This is a genomic window from Streptomyces crystallinus (genome assembly GCF_039521265.1).
GTDB lineage: Bacteria > Actinomycetota > Actinomycetes > Streptomycetales > Streptomycetaceae > Streptomyces > Streptomyces crystallinus.
On record NZ_BAAACA010000002.1, the window covers coordinates 34,449 to 56,105 of the forward strand.

A 21,657-nucleotide genomic window follows, 5' to 3' on the forward strand; every position below is an offset into this window, starting at 1 on the left:
CCCGATGACCGCAGCCCGGGGCCCGCGCCCCGCCGACAGCGCCGTGAGCTCCACGCTCACGGCCCTGGTGGCGCGCCTTCGGGAGGCGGAGATCCAGCCGACCGCCCAGGAGCTGGCGGACGCGCTGTGGCTGGCGGACTTCGCGGGTCCGCTCGCCCGGCCCCGGCCGCAGGTCCCCGAGGCGGTGCCGCCCGTGGCCGGCGGCCCCGGCGTCAAACCGCCGGACCCGGTGGAGGGCGTGCCCCCGCTCCCGGCCGAGCCCGACCCCGGCCGGCCCGGCCACGGCGGCCATCCGGTCCGTACGTACGAGGGCCGGGCCGATCTCTTCACCCCGGGACCCGGCGCCGGGCACGGCCCGGGCGGCGACGGGACGGGCGCGCCGGGCGCCCCGGACGGGGTCCGGGTGGCGGCCCCGGTCGCCGCCACCCTGCCCGAACCGCTCGCCCTGCAACGGGCGTTACGCCCCCTCCAGCACTACCGCCCGCCCGCCCGCAGCACCGGCCGCCGCCTCGACGAGCAGGCCACCGCCGACCGGGCGGCGGACACCGGGCTGATCCTGCCGGTGCTGCGGCCCGACCGCCGCCGCCAGGCCCGGCTCGCCCTGCTGATGGACGTCTCCTCCTCGACCGTGGTGTGGGAGCAGACCCTCGACGAGCTGCGCCAGGTCTGCGAGCGGGCCGGGGCCTTCCGCGAGGTGCAGCTGCACTATCTGCACGAGGGCGAGGACGGCGGGCCGCGGGTGGGCACCAGGGCCGCCCCCGGCGGGCACCTCGTCGACCCGTCCCAGTTCTGGGACCCGGCCGGGCGGCAGCTGACCCTGCTGCTCAGCGACTGCGCGGGCCCCATGTGGCGCAGCGGGCAGCTGCAACGGCTGCTGTACGGCTGGGCGCGCACCGCGCCGCTGGCCGTGGTCCAGCCGCTGCCCCAGCGGATGTGGCGCTCCACCCATCTGCCCACCCGACAGGGGGTGCTGCGGCGCCGCGAGGGCCCGGCCGGACGCCTGGAGTTCCAGCCGCGCAGGCCCGAGCGGGGGCGGGAGGCCCGGGGCATCCCGGTGCCGGTGCTCGCGCTGCGCCAGTCCTCGTTCGGCGCCTGGGCGCGGCTGGTGAGCGGCTCCACCGAGCAGACCATGGAGGCGGCGGTCGGCCGGGTCCGCGCCGACCACGCCCCGGCCACCGGCAGCGCCCGCGCCGAGCAGGCGCTGCCGCCCGCCGAGCGGGTCGCCGCGTTCCGCGACACCGCCTCGCCCGACGCGGCCCAGCTCGCCGCCTGTCTGTCGGCGGCGCCGCTGGTGCTGCCCGTGATGCAGCTGGTGCAGCGGGCGATGCTGGTCGACAGCGGGCCCGAGGTGCTGGCCGAGGTGCTGCTCAGCGGGCTGCTGCGGGCCGGCGGGGCGGAGAGCGGCGGCGGGGAGGGCCTGCCCGGCTATGTCTTCCTGGACGGGGTGCGCGAGGAGCTGCTCGAACACCTCGGCGCCGGGAACGCGCTGCTCGTCCTCAAGCACTGCTCGGAGTACGTGGAGCGGCGCTACGGGCGGACCGTGCGCAACTTCCCCGCGCTCGCCGCCGCCGTCCTCGCCGGGTCGGTCGACCCCGGGGGCAGCACGGCCGCGGGCCCCTCGGACGACTCCCGGCTGCGGGTCTTCGCCCGGGTCTCGGCGCAGGTGCTGCGGCGCTTCGGCCGCCCCGACCAGTTCGTCCGGCCGGGCGGCGCCGACGGCGCGGGCCCGCGCGAGCTGTCCGAGCGGGCCCACGACTGCCTCGACCGGTTCCGCTCGTACGGCACGGTCCGCGACCTCGACATGGGCGTCCAGCTGCTGTCCGCCGCCGTGCGCGGCGAGGAGCGCGCCGCCGAACGGGCTTATCTGTACGGTGAGTTGGCGCAGGCGCTGCTGCTGCGCTGGGAGCTGCGCCGGCTCGGCGAGGACCTGGGCGAGGCGCTGTCCGCCGTGGAGAGCGCGCTGCCGCACGAGCGGCGCGCCCATCTGACCCTGGCCCGGATCCTGGAGGCGATGGCGGACGAGGCCGAGTCGGGCCGGGCGGGCGCGGACGAGGCGTGGTGGCTGCGGGCGCTGACCGAGCCGCAGGGGCCGCCGGGACGGCCGGGCGAGGCCTGGCGGCTGCCCGCGGCCCCGGAGGCACCCAGCGCCGTACCGGACGCCGAGACCGAAGCGCGCCGCCCGGAGCCGCGCTCACCCCACGAGGTCGCCCTGTACCTGCTCAACCGCGCCCACAGCAGCCTCGCCCTGGTCGGCGGGATCCCCCCGGCCTCCGCCGCCCAGCGCGCCGACTGGCGGGCCGCCTCGCTGGCCCGGGTGCGGGTGCTGCGGCGGCTGGCGGAGCTGGAGCCGAAGTGGGCGGCCGGGTGCCTGGACAGCGCGGTCCAGGTGACCGACGCGCTCCTCAGGGAGGCCCGCACCGCCGACGTACTGCTGCTGCGCGGCGCGCTGCTGCTCGCCCTCGGCCGCCACGCGGCCGCCGGGCCCGGCGAGGAGGACCGGCTCACCGCCCGCGCCTACGCCGACCGCGCGGCCAAGGACCTCTACGCCGGGTTCGAGACGCTGGCGCCGGGCTCGGTGACCGACGCCGAGGTCAGCCGGGCCTGGCTGGACGTCGCCGACGCCGTGGAGCTCTCCCAGGCCGAGTCCGACGACGCCACCCGGCTCACCGTCCTGCAGGCCCTGGACCAGGCCCGCCGCTACGCGGGCCCCGACCGCGAGGCGCAGGCCGTCTGTCTGCTGCGGATGGCCCGGGTGCTGCGCGAGCGGTACGAGTCGACCCGCAGCCGCACCCACCTCGACTCGGCGGTGGTGGCCTGGTCGGAGGCGCTGGAGCTGATGGACCAGGACGACGCGCGCCGCGCCGCCGCCTTCACCGAGCTCGGCGACGCGCTCACCGCCCGCGCCCGGGCCAAGGGCTCCCTGGAGGACGCCCGTGGCGCGGTGCGCGCGCTGCGCCGGGCGCTGGACGAGACCTCCGAGTCCGACCCCGAACTCGCCCGCAGGCGCTATCTCCTGGGCGCCGCGCACGTCCGGCGCTTCCACGCCGAGGAGGTCCTCGCCGATCTGCACGAGGCCCACTGGATCCTGGGCGCCGCCGCCCGGGCCACCGACCGCAGTACGGTCCTCGCCCGGATCTGGCTGCTGCGCGCCGAGGTGCTGCGGCTGCTGTCCGAGCGGACCGGCTCGCCGGCCCGGCTCGGCGAGGCGGCCGACCACGCGCTGCGGGCCGCCGAGGAGAGCAGGGCGGCCGGGGAGCCGCTGACCGAGGCCAGGGCGCGCCAGGCCCGGGCGCTGCTGCTGGAGCGGACGGCGGGCCCGGCCCGAGCACGGGAGGAGCACCTTGAGGTACTGCGCGTCCTTTCGGCCGCCCCGGCGGGAGCGGCCCGCGACGAGGCGGAGGCCCTGAGCCGGGCGGAGACCGCCCGGCTCGACGGCGAGCTGGGAGCGTCGTGACGGCGACCGCGACCGAGGGGGGAAGGGCGCTGCCGGACCCCGCGGCGCTGCCGGTGCTGCGCCCCCTGGCGGCCCGCGCCCCGCACGAGTGCGGCCACCCCGTGCTGGCCGCGGTCCTCGCCGACCTGCGCGGGCGCCCCGGCGGCGAGCAGCGCGCCGGGGCGTACTTCAGCGACGCGCCCGCGGTGGGCGCGTACTTCGCGGACACGCCCTCGGCCCGCCCCGGCGGCGCCGGGCCCGGGGACCCGCCATGACCACCGCCGAGGAGCCCCGCTGGCCGCACCGCGAACTCGACCCGGACGCCGTGCGCCCGGTACCGCTGCGGCAGTTCGTCCTGAAGGTGCACAGCCGGTGCAACCTCGCCTGCGACTACTGCTACATCTACCGCGGCCAGGACGCGAGCTGGCGCGAGCGCCCGTCCCGGGTCCCCGAGGCGACCGTGCGCCGCACCGCCCGGCGCATCGCCGAGCACGCCGCCGCCCACCGGCTGACCTCGCTCCGCGTCGACCTGCACGGCGGCGAGCCGCTGCTGGGCGGACCCGGCCCGGTCCTCGCGTACGCGGCGGAGGTGCGCCGGGCCGTGCGCGAGGCCGTGCGGGGCGTGGTGCCCGGCGGCTGCGAGGTCACCGCGACCGTGCAGACCAACGGCACCCTGCTCACCCCGCGCACCCTCGACCGGCTCGCCGCCGCCCGGGTCCGGGTCGGGCTGAGCCTGGACGGCGGCGCGGCCCGGCTCAACACCCGCCGCACCGACCGCCGGGGCCGCTCCTCCTGGCCCGCCGTCGCCGCGGCCGCCCGGCTGCTCGCCCGGCGCCCCGCCGCGTACGCGGGCATCCTGTGCACGGTCGACCTGGCCGCCGACCCCGAGGACGTCTACCGCTCGCTGCTCGCCCTCGGCCCGCCCGGCATCGACCTGCTGCTTCCGCACGCCAACTGGGCCGCGCCGCCGCCCGGGATCGCCTCCGCGCCGGTGCCGGGCCGACGCGCCCGCCCCACTCCGTACGGGGACTGGCTGGTGCGGGTCTTCGACCTGTGGTGGGACGACGACCGGATGCGGACCGGGGTGCGGCTCTTCCAGGAGATCGTCGCGCTGCTCCTGGGCGTCCCGGGCTCGGTCGAGTCGGTGGGGCTCTCCCCGATGGTGGCCGTGGTGGTGGAGACGGACGGCGCCATCGAGCAGACGGGTGCGCTGCGCTCGGCGTACGAGGGCGCCTCCGCCACCGGGCTCGACGTCTTCCGGCACTCCTTCGACCGGGCGCTGCGCCATCCGGGCCTCGCCGCCCGGCAGTTGGGCGCGGCCGGGCTCGCGCCGGACTGCGCGGTCTGCCCGGTGCGCGAGGTGTGCGGAGGCGGCAACTACGCCCACCGGTACGCCCCGTACAGCGGATTCCTCCACCCCAGTGTGTACTGCGCCGACCTGGAGCGCCTCATCCGGCATGTCGCGGCCCGCATGGAGAGTGCCGACCGGCTCGGGCGAGGAGGCCCGTGACCGTCAACTTCTGCTCAAGTACACCTGGGTGACGCACAATTGAAAGTGCGCGCACATCCAGCAGATTCCGGCCCGAGCCGAGGGAGTCCGCCGCATGTCCGACCACGAGGGCGCCGTGGAGCCCACGCTGCCCGAGCCGGCCGAGGAGTCGCCCCGTGTCACCGTGCTCTTCGCCGGGCAGAGCCAGGCCTGGGCCGACTGGATCGGGCAGCAGCTGGAGCGGGCGGGCCACCCCGCCGTGCTCATAAGGTGGGACCCGCTGCACCTCAAGCCCGCCGACTCGGCCCTCGCCGACCTGCTGGAGCCACCCGGCCACATCCTGGTGGTCCTGGACGACTGGTATCTGCGCTTCGACTCGGAGAAGTACCAGGGCTGGGCCCGGCTGCTGCGCGACACCCTGCCGCAGCACCGCGACCGGGTGGCCGCCGTCAGCGTCACCGCCAAACCGCTGCCGCCCGCCGCGGCCACCCTGCGCCCCATCGGGCTGCGCGGGGTCGGCCCCGAGGAGGCGCGCCGCCGGGTCCTGGAGTGCGCCGGGCCCGCCGGGCGCCCCGGCGCGGTCGTCCTGGAGCGGCCCATCCGCTTCCCCGACGACCGGCCCGGGATCTGGAACGCGCCGCGCCGCAACCGCCAGTTCACCGGCCGCGAGGACACCTTCGAGCGCGTCCACGACATCCTCGCCGCCTCCGGCGAGGAGGGCGGCCGGGTGGTGGTGCACGGGCTGAGCGGTGTCGGCAAGACCCAGGCCGCGATGGAGTACGTCCACCGGTTCGCGGGGGAGTACGACATCGTCTGGTGGGTCGGCGCCGCCGCCAAGGCCAGCGCCCGCGAGGGCTTCGCGGCGCTCGCTCCGGCCCTCGGCCTGCCCCAGGGCAGCCGGCTCGGCGAGGTCATCACGGCCGTGCGCGGCGCCCTGGAGGCGACCGGCCGCCGCTGGCTGGTGGTCTTCGACGGCGCGGAGAGCCCGGAGGCGATCGGCGAGCTGGTCCCGGAGGGCCCCGGGCACGTCCTGGTCACCGCGAACTCGCCGGACTGGCCGGGCCTGAGCGCCCAGCTGGTGCAGCTGCCGCCGTTCGACCGCGAGGAGAGCGTCGCCTTCGCGCGGCGCCGCGCCGAGCGCCTGGGCGAGCAGGAGGCCGACCGGCTCGCCGAGGCCGTCCAGGACCTCCCGCTGCTGCTCGACCAGACCGCCACCTGGATCGCCAACAACCCGGCCGCCTCGATCGCCGACTATGTGCGCGGGATCAGCCAGGGCGACCCGCACACCGTCTCCACCAGCCCGTCCCGCGAGTACCCGGCGAGCTTCCAGGCCGCCTGGTCCCGGACCCTCAACAGCCTCAACGAGACCTCCGCCGAGGCCTGGGAGCTGCTCAAGCTGCTCGCCCACTTCTCGCCGGACGCCGTACCGCTGAAGCTGCTCCAGAACGCCCGCGTCAGCGACCTCCCCCAGCACCTCGCCGCCCTGGTCACCGACCCCAGCAGCTGGAACTCGGCGCTGCGCACGCTCTCCCGGGTGACCTCGACGCCGCTGGAGTACGACGACCCCGGTCGGCTGGGCACCCGTACCGTCGGCTCGCTGCGCATCCACCGGCTGCTGCACCGCTTCGTCCGCGGCAGCCTGCCCGAGCAGGAGCACGAGCGGGCCACCGCCACCGCCTGCCGGGTGCTGGTCGCCGCCGACCCGCGCGACCCGGCGGGCTCCCACAACTGGCCGCGCTACGCCGAGCTCATCCCGCACCTGGAGCCGTCCGGCGCGCTCACCTCCACCGACCCGGACGTGCGCCGCCTGGTCCTGAACTGCATCGAGTACCTGCGGGTGCGCGGCGAGTTCCGCGAGGGGCGCCGGCTCAGCGGCCTCGCCGTGGAGTCCTGGCGGCCGCTGTCCGGCCCCACCGACGGCCTCGTCCTGGTCGCCACCCACCAACTCGCGCACATGCTGCGCCAGTTGGGCGAGTACGGGCGCGCCGAGGAGCTGGGGCGCGGCACCCTGCGGCGGCTGATGGCCGAGGGCCGCGGCGGCATCGAGGTGGTCCGCGCCAAGAACGGCCTGGGCGGCACGCTGATGGTGCTGGGCAAGTACGCCGAGGCGCGCGCCCTGTTCGAGGAGGCGGCGGGGGAGACCGCGGCCCTGCTCGGCGACTGGAAGGTGCCCCGGCTGCTCGCGATCCGCCACAACCTGGCGGTCACCCTCGCCCTCCAGGGCCACTACGCCAAGTCCCTCTCGCGCCACGAGGAGGTCCTGGAGGAGTGCATCTCGGTCCTGGGCGGCAAGGACCACCTCACCCTCCAGGCCGGGCTCTACAAGGCCCAGATGCTGCGGCTGATGGGCCGGTACGGGGAGGCGCTGACCATCCAGGAGTACAACCACCGGCTGCACCACCAGATCCTGGGCGCCGACCACCCCCAGACGCTCACCGCCCAGCACAACCTCGCCCTGTGCCTGCGCCGCGACGGCGAGCCCGAGCGGGCCAGGGGACTGCTGTGCGAGGCCCGCGAGGCGATGCTGCGGCGTGCCGACGCGACCGCGTTCACCTGCGACTACGCCATGCTGCTGAGAGAGCTGGGCCGGCACGGCGAGGCACACGAGCTGGCCTCGTCGGCGGCGGCGGGATACGCGGAGCTGCTCGGCGCGGACCACCCGTACACGATCGGCGCGTACGACAACGTGGCCCTGGTGCTGCGCGAGAGCGGGGAGCACGGCGCCGCCCGTGAGCTCGCCGAGCGCAATCTGCGGGCTTTCACCCGGGTGCTGGGCCACGTCCACCCCTGGACGCTGGGCTGCGCCCTGAACACCGCCTCGGCACGGGCGGCCGACGGCGATCTGCCGGGCGCGGCGGAGCTGGGCCGCTCCGCGCTGGTGCGGGCGGTCACCTCGGTCGGCCAGACCCACGTCCTCGCGGTCAACCTCCAGGCGGGCCTGGCCCAGGACCTGCGGGCGCTGGGCCGCCGGGCCCAGGCCGCCGAGCTGCTCCGGGACGCGGTGACGACGCTGACGTCCGCCCTCGGGGAGAACCACCGCCAGAGCGCGTACATGAGGAGCGGGGCGCGGCCCTACTGGGACTTCGAGCCGATGCCGGTGTGAGGACGTGCGTGGGGACCGGCGGACGGCGAGTGTGAGCAAGGCCACGTGCGGCTGGATTTAACACGTCTGTGACGTTTCTCTGACGTGAAACAGCCAGTTCCTGTCCTGGGAGGGGCTGTTCCTGTAGTTCATGGCCGAAAACCGCGCCGCCCCGGCCTGGCCGTGCCTTGAAGCGGAGCGTGATCGTCAAGATCCTTGAAGAGGCCTCCTGTTCCGGCGGGAGGCCGCCTTCCCATGCCCTCAGGAGGGTTTGCTGACCCGGTCGGTGAATTGCTCTTGTGCCGCGTCTATTTCGTCGTATTCGCATATGTGCGCAAGTGGTTGGACCGGCCATGTACTCGGCCCCCGAGATCACCGGCAGTGTCCTGGGGGAATTCGTGATCGCGGCTCCGGCACCCCAAGGCCGTGGCCGGCTGACCTGATCCGAACCACTTGCATTCAAGTGGAGTTCAAGATTCGACTGTAAGGATTCCCCCCATGAAGACCATCGCCCTCATCACAGGTGCCAACAAAGGAATCGGTTTCGAGATCGCGCGTCAGCTCGGTGAGCTGGGAATCACCGCGATCGTGGGCGCGCGCGACGAGGAACTCGGCAAAGCCGCCGCCGAGAAGCTCGGTCAGCCCTTCGTACAGATCGATGTGACGGACCCGGAGAGCATCAAGAAGGCCGCCACCTATATCGACTTGGCCTACGGCAAGCTCGACATCCTGGTGAACAACGCCGGTATCACCGTCTCGCACGAGGACGGCAAGCCCAGCGCCACCTCGCTGGAGACCATGCGCTCGATCTACGAGACCAATGTCTTCGGCGTGGTCGCGGTGACCAACGCGTTCCTGCCCCTGTTGCGCAAGTCGCCGGCCGGGCGGATCGTCAACCAGTCCAGCGAGATGGGCTCGCTCACCAACGTGCTCGACCAGGACCACCCGATCTGGCACGTGAACAACTTGCCCTACAACTCCTCGAAGACCGCGCTCAACATGATCACCGTGTCCTACGCCAAGGAGCTGTGGGACACCCCGATCAAGGTCAACGCGGTCGACCCGGGCTGGTGCCGCACCGACATCACCGGGGGCGAGGGCTACAAGTCGGCCGAGCAGGGCGCGGCGATCGCCGTGAAGCTCGCCACCCTGGACGCGGACGGCCCCACCGCCACCTTCGTTCAGGACCAGGGCACCCTGCCCTGGTGACACCGCCGTTGTTTCCTCACACCCGCATCGCTCAAGGAAGATAACGATGTCCACTCCCCGCATGAAGAACCCCGCGCAGGTGCTGCCCGACTCGATGGCGGCCATCGGCGGCCTCATCAAGTCGATCCGCAAGGCGGGTGTCGAGGACGCCGTCCTCGAACTGGTCCACCTGCGCATCAGCCAGATCAACGGCTGCGGCCCGTGTCTGGACTCCTCGGCCAGGGCCGCGCAGAAGGCGGGCGTCTCCGAGGAGCGCATCTTCTCGGTCGGCGCCTGGCGCGAGACGCCGTTCTACAGCGACGCCGAGCGCGCGGCGCTGGCGCTCGCCGAGCACGTCACCCGGCTCGCCGACCGCGAGGACGCGGTGCCGGACGCCGTGTGGAACGAGGCCGCCACGTACTACGACGAGCAGCAGCTGGCCGCCCTGGTCCTCCAGATCGGCGTGGTCAACCTGTTCAACCGCCTCAACGCCTCCACCCGTCAGCAGGCCGGCCAGGCCTGGTGACGCGTCGCACACCGCCGGGGCCCCAAGCCCCCGGCGGTGTGCGGCGGTTGGCCGGCCGCAGGGACCGGCGAACGAGCCCACCGGCGGCGGAGGCTGTCACATTTGCCGGGGTCGGTTCGTCATGGGATTGACGGAACGCGAACCAAAAGGATGTGACCGATGGACGAGCGCGAGTGGCTGGCGCAGCGATTCGAGGAGAACCGGAGCCATCTGAGAGCGGTGGCCTACCGGATGCTCGGCTCGCTGACCGAGGCCGACGACGCCGTTCAGGAGGCCTGGCTGCGACTCAGCCGCGCCGACACCGACGAGATCGAGAACCTCGTCGGCTGGCTGACCACGATCGTGGGCCGGGTCTGTCTGGACATGCTGCGCTCGCGCCGGGCCCGCCGGGAGGACCCGCTGGAGGCCCAGGTCACCGAGCCCGCCCTGGACCCGGAGGACGGCGCCGACCCCGAGCACCAGGCGCTGCTAGCCGACTCGGTGGGACTGGCCCTGCTGGTGGTCCTGGAGACGCTGGACCCCGCCGAGCGCCTCGCGTTCGTGCTGCACGACATGTTCGCGGTGCCCTTCGAGGAGATCGCGCCCATCGTGGACCGCAGCCCCGCGGCCGCCCGGCAGCTGGCCAGCCGGGCCCGCCGCCGCGTCCAGGGCGTGAACACCCCGCCCACACCCGACCTCACCCGCCAGCGCCAGGTCGTCGAGGCGTTCCTCAGCGCGGCCCGCGGCGGTGACTTCGACGCCCTGGTCGCCGTGCTCGACCCCGACGTGGTGGCCCGCTCGGACGCGGCCGAGGCCCCCAGCGTGCTGCGCGGGGCGGCGACCGTGGCGCGGCAGGCGCTCACCTTCGCCCAGTTCGCCAAGTCCGCCGAGCCCGCCCTGGTGGACGGCTCGCCGGGGGTGGTGGCCGACCGCGGCAAGGCGACCTTCCGCGTGATGAGCTTCGGCTTCTCCGACTCGGCGATCACCGAGATCGAGGTCATCGGCGACCCGGCGCGCCTCGGCGCGCTCGATCTGGTGCTGCTGGAGGTCTGAACCGGCGCCCGAGCGGGCGTGTACGAGGGCGGCAGACGGCCCGGGACCGCTTCGGCGGCCCGGGCCTTCGTACGTCTCACATGGCATCGCCGCAGGTCAGATGCCGTTCTAAAACTATTTTTCGTCCGGCGGTCACATTCCTCGCGCGGGATCCGTCATATCAGTGACGGACGAGTCCGGGCCGGTGAGCCGAGGGGGGCAGCGCCGGTGGAGCGTCCGTCGCCCTCGTTGGGGGGCGCGCCCGTACCACAAGCCCCCGATGGAGAGCAGCCTTTGACACGTTCGTCCCGCGTCCGGAACAGAACTCTCGGGCGGCGTTCCGTACCCGACCGCGGTTGTGTCCGGCAGCCACCCGGCATCGCCGGGGGCGCTCTCACCTACTCGATTCTGCATAGTTTAGGAGTCTCGTAATGGCTGCCGCCGACTCACTCGCGCGGTCGGGACCCGGGGCTGGTTTCAAGCCCGGTGCGATCCTGGCGTTTGTGTGCCTGGGCCAGTTCATGGTCTTCATCGACGTGTCGATCGTGAACCTCGCCCTGCCGTCCATCCAGGACGGCCTCGACATGTCCGATGTCAGTCTGAACTACATCGTCACCGCCTACTCGACCGTGCTCGGCGGCTTCCTGCTGCTCGGCGGACGGCTCGCCGACACCTTCGGCCGGCGCAAGTTCCTCATGGGCGGCTTCCTCATCTTCGCCCTGGCCTCGCTCACCTCGGGTCTGGCGCAGAACGCCGCCATGCTGATCACCTCCCGCGGCTTCCAGGGCCTGGGCGCCGCGATGATCGCCCCCGCGGCGCTCTCGATCCTGACCAACACCTTCCCCGAAGGCCCGGAGCGCAACAAGGCCCTCGGTGTCTGGGGTTCGCTCGCCGGTATCGCCTCCATCCTCGGTGTCATCCTCGGTGGCGTCCTCGCCGACGGCCCGGGCTGGGAGTGGATCTTCTGGATCAACGTGCCGATCGGCATCGTGCTGGCGCTGCTCGCCCCGCGCGTGGTCCCCGAGTCCAAGTCCGACGCCCCGCGTCAGCGCTTCGACTTCGCGGGCGCCGCGACCCTCACCGCCGGTCTGCTGCTCCTCATCTTCACCCTCGGTGAGGCCATCAACGTCGGCTGGGGCACCGCCCGCACCATCGGCAGCCTGATCGGCGTCGCCGTCCTGCTCACCACCTTCCTCGTCATCGAGACCAAGGTCGAGGCCCCGATGATGCCGCTGCGCATCTTCCGCCTCAAGACGATGCGGGTCGCCAACTTCTCCGCGATCCTCGTCTTCGGTACCTTCGGCGCCCTGTTCTTCTTCGCCAGCCTCTTCATGCAGCAGGCGTTCGGCTACTCCCCGATGAAGGCCGGCTTCGCCTATGTGCCGCTCGCCGTCTCGGTGGCCTTCGGCGCCGGTGCCGCCTCCGGCATCATCTCCAAGGTGGCGGCCCGCCCGGTGCTCGCCGTCGGTCTGACCCTCACCACCAGCGGTCTGCTCCTGCTGTGGCGCGCCCCGGCCGACGGTTCGTACCTGGTCGACCTGCTCCCCGCGTTCATCCTGCTCGGCCTCGGCTGCGGCATGGTCTTCGTGACCCTGCAGATCGCCGCCTTCGTCGGCATCCCGGACGAGGAGGCGGGCGTCGGCGCCGGTCTCATCAACACCAGCCAGGAGGCCGGTGGCGCCCTCGGTCTCGCCGTGATCGCGACCATCGCGTACAACGGCCTGGAGGACAAGCTCGCCAAGACCGGTGGCAACCCCGCCAAGATCCACGACGTCCAGGCGACGGCCAACCACCACGCCTTCCTGGCCGCCGCGATCCTCTGCTTCTCCGCCCTGCTGGTCGCGCTGTTCTTCATGCCGAAGGGCGCCCAGTCGATGAGCTCGGCGCACGCCCACGGCACCGGCGACCCGGAGACCGCGGGCACGCCCGAGGCCGCCGGCGTCGAGAAGTGACCGCTGGACCGACCCCTGTGAAGTGACCTCTGTGAACCGCCCGCTCGCCGCATAGGGCTGGGCAGGCCGTGGCGCTCCTCCGACACCTGGCGGAGGGGCGCCATTGGCCGGTAATGGGGCCTCGCCGTCGACCGGGTGATGAACCTCAATACCTGATTCGCGCCGGGCAATTCACCACACGCTCTCCGAAGCGCGGCACCGCCGGACCATGAATCCGGCGGTGCCGCGCTTTTCGCATTCCGTGCCGTCGTACACCCCAACTCGTGCCGCAAATGGATGACTTGAGTCGTACTCAGGTCTGCGCTGCCAGCATCGGCCATATCGGCTGATCCATGTCATCCATCTGCACGAGGAGTGCGCACATGACCCAGGGCGCAATTGTTGTCGGGGCCGGTCCGGTAGGACTCATGCTCGCCGGAGAACTCCGCCTCGCCGGTGTGGAGGTCGCCCTCTACGACAAGCTTCCGGCTCCCAGCGGTGAGTCGCGCGGCCTCGGATTCACCGGCCGTACGGCCGAAGTCCTCGACCAGCGGGGCCTGCTGACCAAGCTCGGCGACATCCGCTGGGGCAAGCAGGGCCACTTCGGCGGGGTCCGTATCAACTTCGACCAGCTGGACGAGAGCCACTACGGCATCATGGGCCTGGCCCAGTCCCGCACCGAGGCGACCCTCGGCGCCTGGGTCGAGGAGCTCGGCGTCACGGTCCGCCGCGGCTTCGAGGTCACCGGCTACCGGGAGACCGAGGACGGCGTCGTCGTCGAGTACCAGGGCCCCGACGGGCCGGGCGAGGAGGAGGCCCAGTACCTCGTCGGCACCGACGGCGCCCGCTCCACCATCCGCCGGCTGGCCGGCATCGACTTCCCCGGCGAGCCCGCCACCCGCGGGATGTACCTGGCCGACGTGGTCGGCGCCGGACTGCCGATGCGCCCGATCGGCCAGCGCATCGAGGGCGGCGGCATGATCCTCTCGGTCACCCTGGAGCCGGGTGTCGACCGCATCGTCATCCACGAGCCGGGCGTGCGCCCGCACCACGGCGAGGGCGAGCTGAAGTTCTCCGAGCTCGCCGACGCCTGGGAGCGCATGACCGGCGAGGACATCCACGGCGCCAGCGCCCGCTGGATGTGCGCCCTGACCAACTACACCGGCCAGGCCACCGACTACCGCAAGGGCCGCGTCTTCCTCGCCGGCGACGCCGCCCACGACCACGCGCCGCTCGGCGCCCAGGGCGTCAGCGTCGGCATCCAGGACGCCGTCAACCTCGGCTGGAAGCTCGCCGCCGCCATCAAGGGCCAGGCCCCCGAGGGGCTGCTCGACACCTACCACACCGAACGGCACCCGGTCGGGCAGCAGTTGCTGCGCAACACCCTCGCCCAGTCGCTGATCTACCTCAGCGGCGAGGAGATGGAGCCGCTGCGCGCCGTGCTGCGCGAGCTGGTGGAGATCCCGGACGCCGCCCGCCACCTCGCGGGCCTGGTCAGCGGCCTGGACGTACGGTACGACGTCGACACCGACGGCACCGGTCACCCGCTGCTCGGGCTGCGTCTCGCCCCCGGCCGCGAGGTCGAGCGCGCCGACGGCGGAAAGGTCCGGGTCGCCGAGCTGCTGCACGCCGGCCGCGGTGTCCTGATCACGACCGGTGACTCGGGCGAGGCCACCGAGCTCGCCGAGGGCTGGGCGGACCGCGTCGACGTCGTCGCCGGCGCCTGGGTCCCCTCGGACACCGCCTCCGACCAGGACCCGGAGGCCGTGCTCGTGCGCCCCGACGGCCATGTCGTATGGGCCTCGCCCGACGGCGGCAAGCTCCGTGACGCGCTTGAGCGGTGGTTCGGCGCGGCTCAAGTGGCCGGTTAGAAGCTGTCCGCGCAGCACCAGCCGCCACCCTGCCGAGGGCCTGTCCGGCGCCTACCCGCCGGACAGGCCCTGGCCGTACGCCCCCGAGTTCCGTCCGAACTGGCCGTACGCCCACCACGTTCCGTCCGAAAGGGAAACACCATGACCGTCCTCGTCACCGGCAGCAGTGGCAAAGTCGGCTCGCACCTCGTCCGGCTGCTGGCCGCCAGGGGCGTCTCCGTACGCGCCGGCTCGCGCAGCCCCGAGAAGCTGGCGCTGCCCGAGGGCGTCGAGTCCGTGAAGCTGGCGCTCGACGAGCCGGCCGACTTCCCGGCCGCGCTCGCCGGGGTGACCTCGGTCTTCCTGTACTGCGAGGCCTCCGCGATCGGGGAGTTCGTCGAGCGGGCCGAGGAGGCCGGGGTCGAGCACGTCGTCGTGATGTCCGCCGACGCGGTGCTGCGCCCCGACGCCGCCGTCAACCCGATCGCCGCCCCGCACCTCGCGGTCGAGCAGGCGCTGGCCGCCTCCTCGATCACCTCCACCCCGCTGAACTGCGGCGCCCTCGCCAGCAACGCCCTGCCGTGGGCCTGGCAGCTCAAGGCGCGCGGCACGGTCGGCCTGCCCTACCCGAACAGCTACGCCGACCCGGTCAACGAGCGCGATGTCGCCGAGGCCGCGCTCGCGGTGCTCACCGACCCGGCGCTGCGCGGCCGTTCGTACCACCTCACCGGCCCCGAGGCGCTCACCTTCACCCAGCACATCGCCGCCATCGAGGCGGCCGCGGGCCGGTCCATCCCGGTCACCGAGGTCCCGCCGGCCGTGTGGCGCGCCAACAAGCCCGACTTCATGCCGGGCGACATCGCGGACGCGCTGCTCGACCTCTGGGCCGCCAGCTCCTCCCCGGTCCCGCTCACCGGTGACGTCGAGAAGCTGACCGGCCACCCGGCCCGGCCCTTCACCGAGTGGGCCGAGGAGTACGCGGGTCCGTTCCGCGGCTGACGGCCCTCGCCCGGCCCCCACACCCCCATCCCCCCACGGGCGCAATCCCTCCCCCCATGCAGGCACACGTAGGACAGGTAGGACGAAGCATGTCGCTGGACCGCAGAAAGATGATCGGCCTGGGTGCCGGTTCGGCCGCCCTCGCGATGGCAGGCGGTGTCGCCGTGGCAGAGCCCGCCGCGGCGGCACCCAAGCCCCGCGTGCCGGGCGACGCGGAGCTCGCCCGGTCGCTGCCCGGCGGTTTCCGCAGCCACCACGCGCACGTCAACGGCGTACGGCTGCACTATGTGGCCGGCGGGTCGGGAACGCCGCTGGTCCTCATCGCCGGCTGGCCGCAGACCTGGTGGTCGTACCGCAAGATCATGCCGGCGCTCGCGCGCCACTTCCGGGTGATCGCCGTCGATCTGCGCGGCCAGGGTTCCTCTCAGAAGCCGCAGGGCGGCTACGACAAGAAGACGATGGCCCGGGACATCCACGAGCTGGTGCGCGCGCTGGGGTACCGCAAGGTGGATGTCGCGGGGCACGACATCGGCTCGAAGGTGGCGTTCAGCTTCGCCGCCAACCACGGCGAGAGCACCCGCAGGGTCGCGATGCTGGACGCCCTGCACCCGGACGAGAGCTTCTACCGGCTCCCGCTCCTCACCCGCCCCGGCGCCGGCTTCAATACCTGGTGGTACGCCTTCAACCAGGTGCGCGGGCTGCCCGAGGAACTGCTCCGCGGCCGGTCCCGGGACCTCATCGACTATCTCTTCGCCCACGCCCTGGCCGACCAGTCGCTGGTCAGCGAATTCGACCGGAACGTGTACGCGCGCACCTACGACACCCCGGACGGCATCCGCGCGGCCAACGGCTGGTACCAGGCCTTCCACCAGGACATCGCGGACATCAAGACATACGCCAAGATCACCGCGCCGCTTCTCGGCCTCGCCTCGGAGGTCAGCTACCCGCAGTTCTGCGCCACGCTGCCGGCGCTCGGGACCGACGTACGCGTGGTGAAGCTCGACCACACCGTGCACTACCTCCAGGAAGAGGCGCCCGACCGCGTCCTGCGGGCGTTCCTGGAGTTCTTCGCCTGAAAAGACCTGACAACGGAGGAGGACGAACATGGCAAAAGGAGTGATCATAGTCGGCGCGGGCCCGGTCGGGCTCATGCTCGCCGGTGAACTCGCCCTGGGCGGCGCGGAGGTGGCGGTCTACGACCGGCTGCCCGCGCCCAGCGGCGAGTCGCGCGGCGTGGGGTTCACCCGGCGCGCCGCCGAGGTCTTCGACCAGCGCGGACTGCTCGCCCGGTTCGGCGACGTCGAATGGGCCCAGGGCCACTTCGGCGGGGTGCGCATCGACTTCTCCAAGCTGGACGACAACCACTTCAGCGTCCGGGGCGTCCCCCAGTTCCGTACCGAGGAGATCCTGGAGACCTGGCTCGGTGAGCTCGGCGTCACCGTCCACCGCAACCACGAGGTGACGGGTTTCCGGGAGACCGGGGACGGCGTCGTCGTCACCTTCGAGGGCCCCGACGGCCCTGGTGAGGAGGAGGCCGCCTACCTGGTGGGCTGTGACGGGGCGCGCTCGGTCGTCCGCAAGACCGCGGGCATCGACTTCCCCGGCTGGGACGCCACCCGCGGGATGTACATGGCCGACCTGGTCGGCGCCGGAGTACGTCAGCGGCCCATCGGGGAGCAGGTGCCCGGCGGCATGGTGATGGCCTTCAACCTGGAGAACGGCGTCGACCGGATCGTCATCCACGACGAGAAGCTGCGCCCGCACGAGGACAAGAGCCAGCTCACCTTCGAGGTCGTCGCCGACGCCTGGCAGCGGATGACGGGGGAGTCCCTGCACCACGCCGAGGTCCGCTGGATCAGCGCCTTCACCGACACCACCCGCCAAGCCTCCCAGTACCGCAAGGGCCGCGTCTTCCTCGCCGGCGACGCCACCCACATCCATATGCCGGCCGGTGCCCAGGGCATGAGCGTCGGCGTCCAGGACGCCGTCAACCTCGGCTGGAAGCTCGCCGCCGCTGTCCGGGGCCACGCCCCGGAGGGACTGCTCGACACCTTCGAGTCCGAGCGGCACCCGGTCGGCGAGCAGCTGATGCGCAACACCCGCGCGCAGACCCGCCTCTACCTCACCGGCGACGAGATGGAGCCGCTGCGCGCGGTGATGCGCGAGCTCGTCGAGTCCCCGGCCGTCGCCCGCCATCTGGCCGGCCAGGTCAGCGGTCTCGACGTGCGGTACGACATGGGCGCGAGCGGCCACCCGCTGCTGGGGCTGCGCTTCTCGCCCGACCGCGAGCTGAAGCTCGCCGACGGCGGCCGTGTCCGGGTCGCCGAACTGCTGCACGCCGCGCGGGGGGTGCTCGTCACCACCGGCGAGTCCCCCGAGGCCGCCCGGCTCGCCGCGGGCTGGTCGGACCGGGTCGACGTGGTCACGGGCCAGTGGGTGCCGGGCGACCACGCCGCGGACGCCGACCCCGAGGCGCTGCTCCTGCGGCCCGACGGCCACGTCGCCTGGGTGTCGCCGGACGGCGGTGAGCTCCGAGGCGCCCTGGAGCGCTGGTTCGGCGCGGCCTCGGGGCAGGCGTGACGGAGTGACCGCGGGGGCCGCCGGGACCCCGGTCCCGGCGGCCCGCCCGGGAGCCCGGCGCACCTCGCCCGCCCTGCCCTCGTGCACGGCGGGCGGCCCGCTCCCCAGCCCCCAGCACCTCCTCTCCCCGCGAGAGGACACACCCCCATGCCCCAGGAAGGTTTGCCATGACGCACGGCGCGACCAGAACGTCACGTGACGCATCGACACGGGACGGTCTGCCCCGCCCCGCCCTCAGCCGGCTCCCCTCGCTGACCGGGCTGCGCTTTCCCGCCGCCCTCCTGGTCTTCATCAGCCATGTCGGTCTGCCGATCCCCACGCTGCGCCTCCTCGAGGACGACCAGGCGGCCATCGACCTCTCCAAGAAGACCGAGAACGCCGGCTCGCTCGGTGTGGCGTTCTTCTTCGTGCTCAGCGGCTTCGTGCTGACCTGGTCGGCACGGGACAAGGACACCGCCCGGGCGTTCTGGCGCCGCCGGTTCATGAAGATCTACCCGAACTACGCGATCACCTGGGGCCTGGCCCTGCTGACGTTCGCCTCCGCGTTCACGCCGACCCGGGTGGCCCTCGCCAACCTCTTCATGGTCCAGGTCTGGGTGCCCGACTTCCAGTACCTCTTCAGTGTGGACCCGCCCAGCTGGTCGCTCGGCTGCGAGCTGATCTTCTACGCGTCGTTCCCGCTGCTGCACCGGCTGTTCCTGCGCATCGAGCCGCAGCGGCTGAAGTACTGGATCGGCGCGCTGATCACCGGGATCATCCTGACGCCGCTGATCAGCTACCAGCTGCTGCCGGACACCCCGCACATCCAGCTCACCGCGTCGGCCTCCAGCGCCTCGGTGACGCAGCACTGGTTCTCCTACTTCCTGCCGCCGGTGCGGCTCCTCGACTTCGCGCTCGGCATGCTGCTGGCCCACGCGGTGATGCGCGGTCGCTGGAAGAACATCGGCATGGTGTGGTCGAGTCTGCTCCTCGCGGTCGCCTACTGGCTCTCGCTGCACGTGGACCTGCTCTACGCCCAGCGCTCGATGACGATCATCCCGGTCGTGCTGCTGATCGCGGCCGCGGCCACCGCGGACGCGGAGGGCCGGTTCACCCTCTTCCGCAACCGCGCGATGGTCTGGCTCGGCGAGATATCGTTCGCCTTCTATCTGCTGCACTTCATCGTGCTCGCGTACGGCCGCAAGCTGCTCGGCCACGACCTGTACTCGAAGACCGAGACGGCGGGTCTGGTGCTGCTGATGCTGGCGGCGAGCGTGCTGGCCTCGTGGGCGCTGTACGCCCTGGCCGAGCGGCCGATCACCAGGCGCTGGTCCAGCCCCCGGCGGGCCAAGACCGCGGCGGCCCCCGCGACCTGACGGCCCTCTGTCGCCACCCGAACACAATCGTCCGATTTGCAGTGGTGTCGACGATCCGAAACCAGCCACCCCATGGCCGGTGCGCCCCTCAACAGGCGTACCGGCCATGTTTGTTGGCGTAAATGTGGCCGGAAAGCGAGCGTGACCCGAGTTGATCTCAAGGGCCCTCCTTCACTGTAGTGACGAACCTCCCACCGAGCCGACCGGACTATAAGGAGTCAGCGATGCACGAGCCGCGCATGGAAAACCCGGCCGTTTTCAACCCGGAGGCCGCCCGGCTGATCCAGGAGCTGTACTTCGCCTCCCGCAAGGGCGGAGTGCCGGAGCTGATCCTCGGGCTGGTGCACCTGCGGGCGAGCCAGATCAACGGCGACAGCTTCTGTGTCTCCGGTGACGCCCAGCGGGCCCGTGAGGCCGGCCAGAGCGACGAGAAGCTCTTCGCCGTGGCCGCCTGGCGGGACGCCCCGTTCTTCACCGAGGCCGAGCGCGCCGCGCTGGCGCTCGCCGAGGCGGCCACCCGGATGGCCGACCAGGCGGACCCGGTGCCGGACGACGTGTGGAACGAGGTCACCAAGCACTTCGACACCGAGCAGGTCGCCTCGCTGATCCTCACGATCGGTGTGACGAACATGTTCAGCCGCCTCAACGTCACCACCAAGCAGCTGGCCGGCAGCCGGGAGTGGGACCGCTAGGACCGGCACACGCAAGCCGTACGGGCGGGCGGCCCGGTCACCCCGCGAGCGGGTGGCCGGGCCGTCGGCGGCACAGCAGTCGAACGAACCGAACCCAGACCACCACCCATGTCCCAGGAAGGTGTGCCATGACCCACGGCAACACGATCGGCGGTCCGGCGCCGGGCGCCGCCGTCACACCGGAAGTGCCCGTCCGCGACGGCCTGTTGAGGCCCGCCACCAGTCGGCTGCCGTCGCTGACCGGACTGCGCTTCCCGGCCGCGCTCCTGGTCTTCCTCAACCACAGCGGACTGCCGTTCCCGGGTCTGCGGCTGCTCAAGGACAACGAGACGACCCACGACTGGTTCGAGCTCACCAGGAACGCGGGATCCCTCGGCGTCACGTTCTTCTTCGTCCTCAGCGGCTTCGTGCTGACCTGGTCGGCGCGCGAGACGGACACCACCCGGGCGTTCTGGCGCCGCCGGTTCGTGAAGATCTACCCGAACTACGTGATCACCTGGGTGCTGGCGATGGTGCTGTTCGCCTCCGCCTACACGCCCACCCGCACGGCCGTCGCCAACCTGTTCATGGTCCAGGTCTGGGTGCCGAAGTTCGACGTCTTCTCCAGCGTGAACACCCCGAGCTGGTCGCTGGGGTGCGAGCTCGTCTTCTACGCGTGCTTCCCGCTGCTGCTCACCCTGTTCCGGCGCATTCCCGTCGAGCGGCTCAAGTACTGGATCGGCGCCCTGGTCGCGCTGGTGATCGCCACTCCCACGATCACGTACGCCGTCTTCCCCGACAAGCCGTACTTCCCCGGCGGCGAGCAGCTGGGCGCCCACGCCACCGTGACGCAGTACTGGTTCGCGTACTTCCTGCCGCCGGTGCGCATGGTGGACTTCGCGCTCGGCATGCTGGTGGCGCTCGCGGTGATCAAGGGCCGCTGGTGGAACATCGGCATGCTCTGGTCGACCGGGCTGCTCGTGGGCGGCTATGTGCTCGCCTCGCACGTGCCGTTCCTCTACTCGCAGCGCTCGACGACCATCGTCCCGATCGTCTTCCTGATCGCGGCGGCGGCGACCGCGGACGTGAAGGGCACGGTCAGTCCCTTCCGCAACCGCACGATGGTCTGGCTCGGCGAGATATCGTTCGCCTTCTACCTCGTCCACTTCATCGTGCTCACCTACGGCCGCAAGTGGCTGGGCCACGACTTCTACTCGACCGCGGAGACCGTCGGACTGCTGAGCGCGATGTTCGCCGTCAGTGTGCTCGCGGCCTGGGCGCTGTACGCACTGGTGGAGCGGCCGATCACCCGTGGCTGGTCCAGGCCCCGGCGCCAGGGCGCCGCGACGGGCGCGAAGCCGCTCGCCGGGGCCGAGTGACCGGTGCGCGGATCAGTCGATCCCCCGGATGATGTTCAGCTCGACGTCGTCCTCCTCCGCTCCGGCGAGCCGGAGCGGAGGAGCGACGGCGACGAGGTCACCCGGCCGAAGCTCGTGATCTTCCCGGTCTTCCCTGTTCTCGTACATCTGCTCCCCCTTCGCA

General features: G+C 72.6%; 16 protein-coding genes. 15 read left to right on the top strand and 1 reads right to left on the bottom strand.

The features are described from left to right. The first annotated feature begins 4 nt into the window (after positions 1-4). The 15 genes from ABD236_RS01435 to ABD236_RS01505 all read left to right on the top strand — a co-directional run bounded on the left by ABD236_RS01435 (position 5) and on the right by ABD236_RS01505 (position 21,494). The gene (locus tag ABD236_RS01435) at positions 5-3,454 is read left to right on the top strand and encodes an SAV_2336 N-terminal domain-related protein (protein ID WP_344068867.1); all 3,450 of its coding nucleotides are present in this window, start codon (positions 5-7) and stop codon (positions 3,452-3,454) included. After that, positions 3,451-3,708: a hypothetical protein gene (locus tag ABD236_RS01440; RefSeq protein WP_344068869.1), complete on the top strand. Its 258-nt coding sequence runs from the start codon at positions 3,451-3,453 to the stop codon at positions 3,706-3,708. Before ABD236_RS01435 ends, ABD236_RS01440 begins: the two co-directional genes overlap by 4 nt. Beyond that, positions 3,705-4,943, top strand: a complete 1,239-nt coding sequence (locus ABD236_RS01445) for an FxsB family cyclophane-forming radical SAM/SPASM peptide maturase (protein WP_344068872.1) — start codon at positions 3,705-3,707, stop codon at positions 4,941-4,943. Before ABD236_RS01440 ends, ABD236_RS01445 begins: the two co-directional genes overlap by 4 nt. Positions 4,944-5,037: 94 nt before the next feature. Then, positions 5,038-8,025: an FxSxx-COOH system tetratricopeptide repeat protein gene (gene fxsT / locus ABD236_RS01450; protein ID WP_344068875.1), complete on the top strand. Its 2,988-nt coding sequence runs from the start codon at positions 5,038-5,040 to the stop codon at positions 8,023-8,025. 477 nt (positions 8,026-8,502) lie between these two features. After that, positions 8,503-9,213: an SDR family oxidoreductase gene (locus ABD236_RS01455; RefSeq protein ID WP_344068878.1), complete on the top strand. Its 711-nt coding sequence runs from the start codon at positions 8,503-8,505 to the stop codon at positions 9,211-9,213. A 46-nt stretch (positions 9,214-9,259) separates the two neighbouring features. Continuing rightward, entirely contained in the window at positions 9,260-9,718 is a 459-nt protein-coding gene (locus tag ABD236_RS01460) for a carboxymuconolactone decarboxylase family protein (protein ID WP_344068881.1), read from the top strand. Positions 9,719-9,877: 159 nt separating this feature from the next. Then, a complete protein-coding gene (locus tag ABD236_RS01465; RefSeq protein WP_344068884.1) occupies positions 9,878-10,750 on the top strand; it encodes a sigma-70 family RNA polymerase sigma factor in 873 nt (290 codons plus the stop codon). Positions 10,751-11,160: 410 nt separating this feature from the next. Then, positions 11,161-12,681 (top strand): MFS transporter, encoded by a 1,521-nt coding sequence (locus ABD236_RS01470; RefSeq protein ID WP_344068887.1) that lies wholly within the window; start codon positions 11,161-11,163, stop codon positions 12,679-12,681. Positions 12,682-13,043: 362 nt separating this feature from the next. Beyond that, positions 13,044-14,531, top strand: a complete 1,488-nt coding sequence (locus ABD236_RS01475; RefSeq protein WP_344068890.1) for an FAD-dependent monooxygenase — start codon at positions 13,044-13,046, stop codon at positions 14,529-14,531. A 141-nt stretch (positions 14,532-14,672) separates the two neighbouring features. Next, positions 14,673-15,509 (top strand): NAD(P)H-binding protein, encoded by an 837-nt coding sequence (locus ABD236_RS01480; RefSeq protein WP_344068893.1) that lies wholly within the window; start codon positions 14,673-14,675, stop codon positions 15,507-15,509. 89 nt (positions 15,510-15,598) lie between these two features. Beyond that, the gene (locus ABD236_RS01485; RefSeq protein ID WP_344068895.1) at positions 15,599-16,585 is read left to right on the top strand and encodes an alpha/beta fold hydrolase; all 987 of its coding nucleotides are present in this window, start codon (positions 15,599-15,601) and stop codon (positions 16,583-16,585) included. A 28-nt stretch (positions 16,586-16,613) separates the two neighbouring features. Further along, positions 16,614-18,089, top strand: coding sequence for an FAD-dependent monooxygenase (locus ABD236_RS01490; RefSeq protein WP_344068898.1), 1,476 nt, complete (start codon positions 16,614-16,616; stop codon positions 18,087-18,089). Positions 18,090-18,256: 167 nt separating this feature from the next. Beyond that, positions 18,257-19,444, top strand: a complete 1,188-nt coding sequence (locus tag ABD236_RS01495; RefSeq protein WP_344068901.1) for an acyltransferase family protein — start codon at positions 18,257-18,259, stop codon at positions 19,442-19,444. A 224-nt stretch (positions 19,445-19,668) separates the two neighbouring features. After that, on the top strand, positions 19,669-20,136 hold the full coding sequence (locus tag ABD236_RS01500; protein WP_344068904.1) for a carboxymuconolactone decarboxylase family protein: 468 nt from the start codon (positions 19,669-19,671) through the stop codon (positions 20,134-20,136). 128 nt (positions 20,137-20,264) lie between these two features. Continuing rightward, complete coding sequence (locus ABD236_RS01505; RefSeq protein WP_344068907.1) at positions 20,265-21,494, top strand: acyltransferase family protein; 1,230 nt, start codon at positions 20,265-20,267, stop codon at positions 21,492-21,494. 12 nt (positions 21,495-21,506) lie between these two features. On the opposite strand, the gene ABD236_RS01510 is transcribed toward ABD236_RS01505, so the two are convergent. After that, positions 21,507-21,641, bottom strand: coding sequence for a hypothetical protein (locus ABD236_RS01510; protein ID WP_257583886.1), 135 nt, complete (start codon positions 21,639-21,641; stop codon positions 21,507-21,509). Positions 21,642-21,657: the final 16 nt, after the last annotated feature.

Bases quoted from the DNA above. Each gene is read 5' to 3' on its own strand.
- ABD236_RS01435 (WP_344068867.1), top strand. From the start codon at position 5: ATGACCGCAGCCCGGGGCCCGCGCCCCGCCGACAGCGCCGTGAGCTCC.
- ABD236_RS01445 (WP_344068872.1), top strand. From the start codon at position 3,705: ATGACCACCGCCGAGGAGCCCCGCTGGCCGCACCGCGAACTCGACCCG.
- fxsT (WP_344068875.1), top strand. From the start codon at position 5,038: ATGTCCGACCACGAGGGCGCCGTGGAGCCCACGCTGCCCGAGCCGGCC.
- ABD236_RS01455 (WP_344068878.1), top strand. From the start codon at position 8,503: ATGAAGACCATCGCCCTCATCACAGGTGCCAACAAAGGAATCGGTTTC.
- ABD236_RS01460 (WP_344068881.1), top strand. From the start codon at position 9,260: ATGTCCACTCCCCGCATGAAGAACCCCGCGCAGGTGCTGCCCGACTCG.
- ABD236_RS01465 (WP_344068884.1), top strand. From the start codon at position 9,878: ATGGACGAGCGCGAGTGGCTGGCGCAGCGATTCGAGGAGAACCGGAGC.
- ABD236_RS01470 (WP_344068887.1), top strand. From the start codon at position 11,161: ATGGCTGCCGCCGACTCACTCGCGCGGTCGGGACCCGGGGCTGGTTTC.
- ABD236_RS01475 (WP_344068890.1), top strand. From the start codon at position 13,044: ATGACCCAGGGCGCAATTGTTGTCGGGGCCGGTCCGGTAGGACTCATG.
- ABD236_RS01480 (WP_344068893.1), top strand. From the start codon at position 14,673: ATGACCGTCCTCGTCACCGGCAGCAGTGGCAAAGTCGGCTCGCACCTC.
- ABD236_RS01485 (WP_344068895.1), top strand. From the start codon at position 15,599: ATGTCGCTGGACCGCAGAAAGATGATCGGCCTGGGTGCCGGTTCGGCC.
- ABD236_RS01490 (WP_344068898.1), top strand. From the start codon at position 16,614: ATGGCAAAAGGAGTGATCATAGTCGGCGCGGGCCCGGTCGGGCTCATG.
- ABD236_RS01495 (WP_344068901.1), top strand. From the start codon at position 18,257: ATGACGCACGGCGCGACCAGAACGTCACGTGACGCATCGACACGGGAC.
- ABD236_RS01500 (WP_344068904.1), top strand. From the start codon at position 19,669: ATGCACGAGCCGCGCATGGAAAACCCGGCCGTTTTCAACCCGGAGGCC.
- ABD236_RS01505 (WP_344068907.1), top strand. From the start codon at position 20,265: ATGACCCACGGCAACACGATCGGCGGTCCGGCGCCGGGCGCCGCCGTC.
- ABD236_RS01510 (WP_257583886.1), bottom strand. From the start codon at position 21,641: ATGTACGAGAACAGGGAAGACCGGGAAGATCACGAGCTTCGGCCGGGT.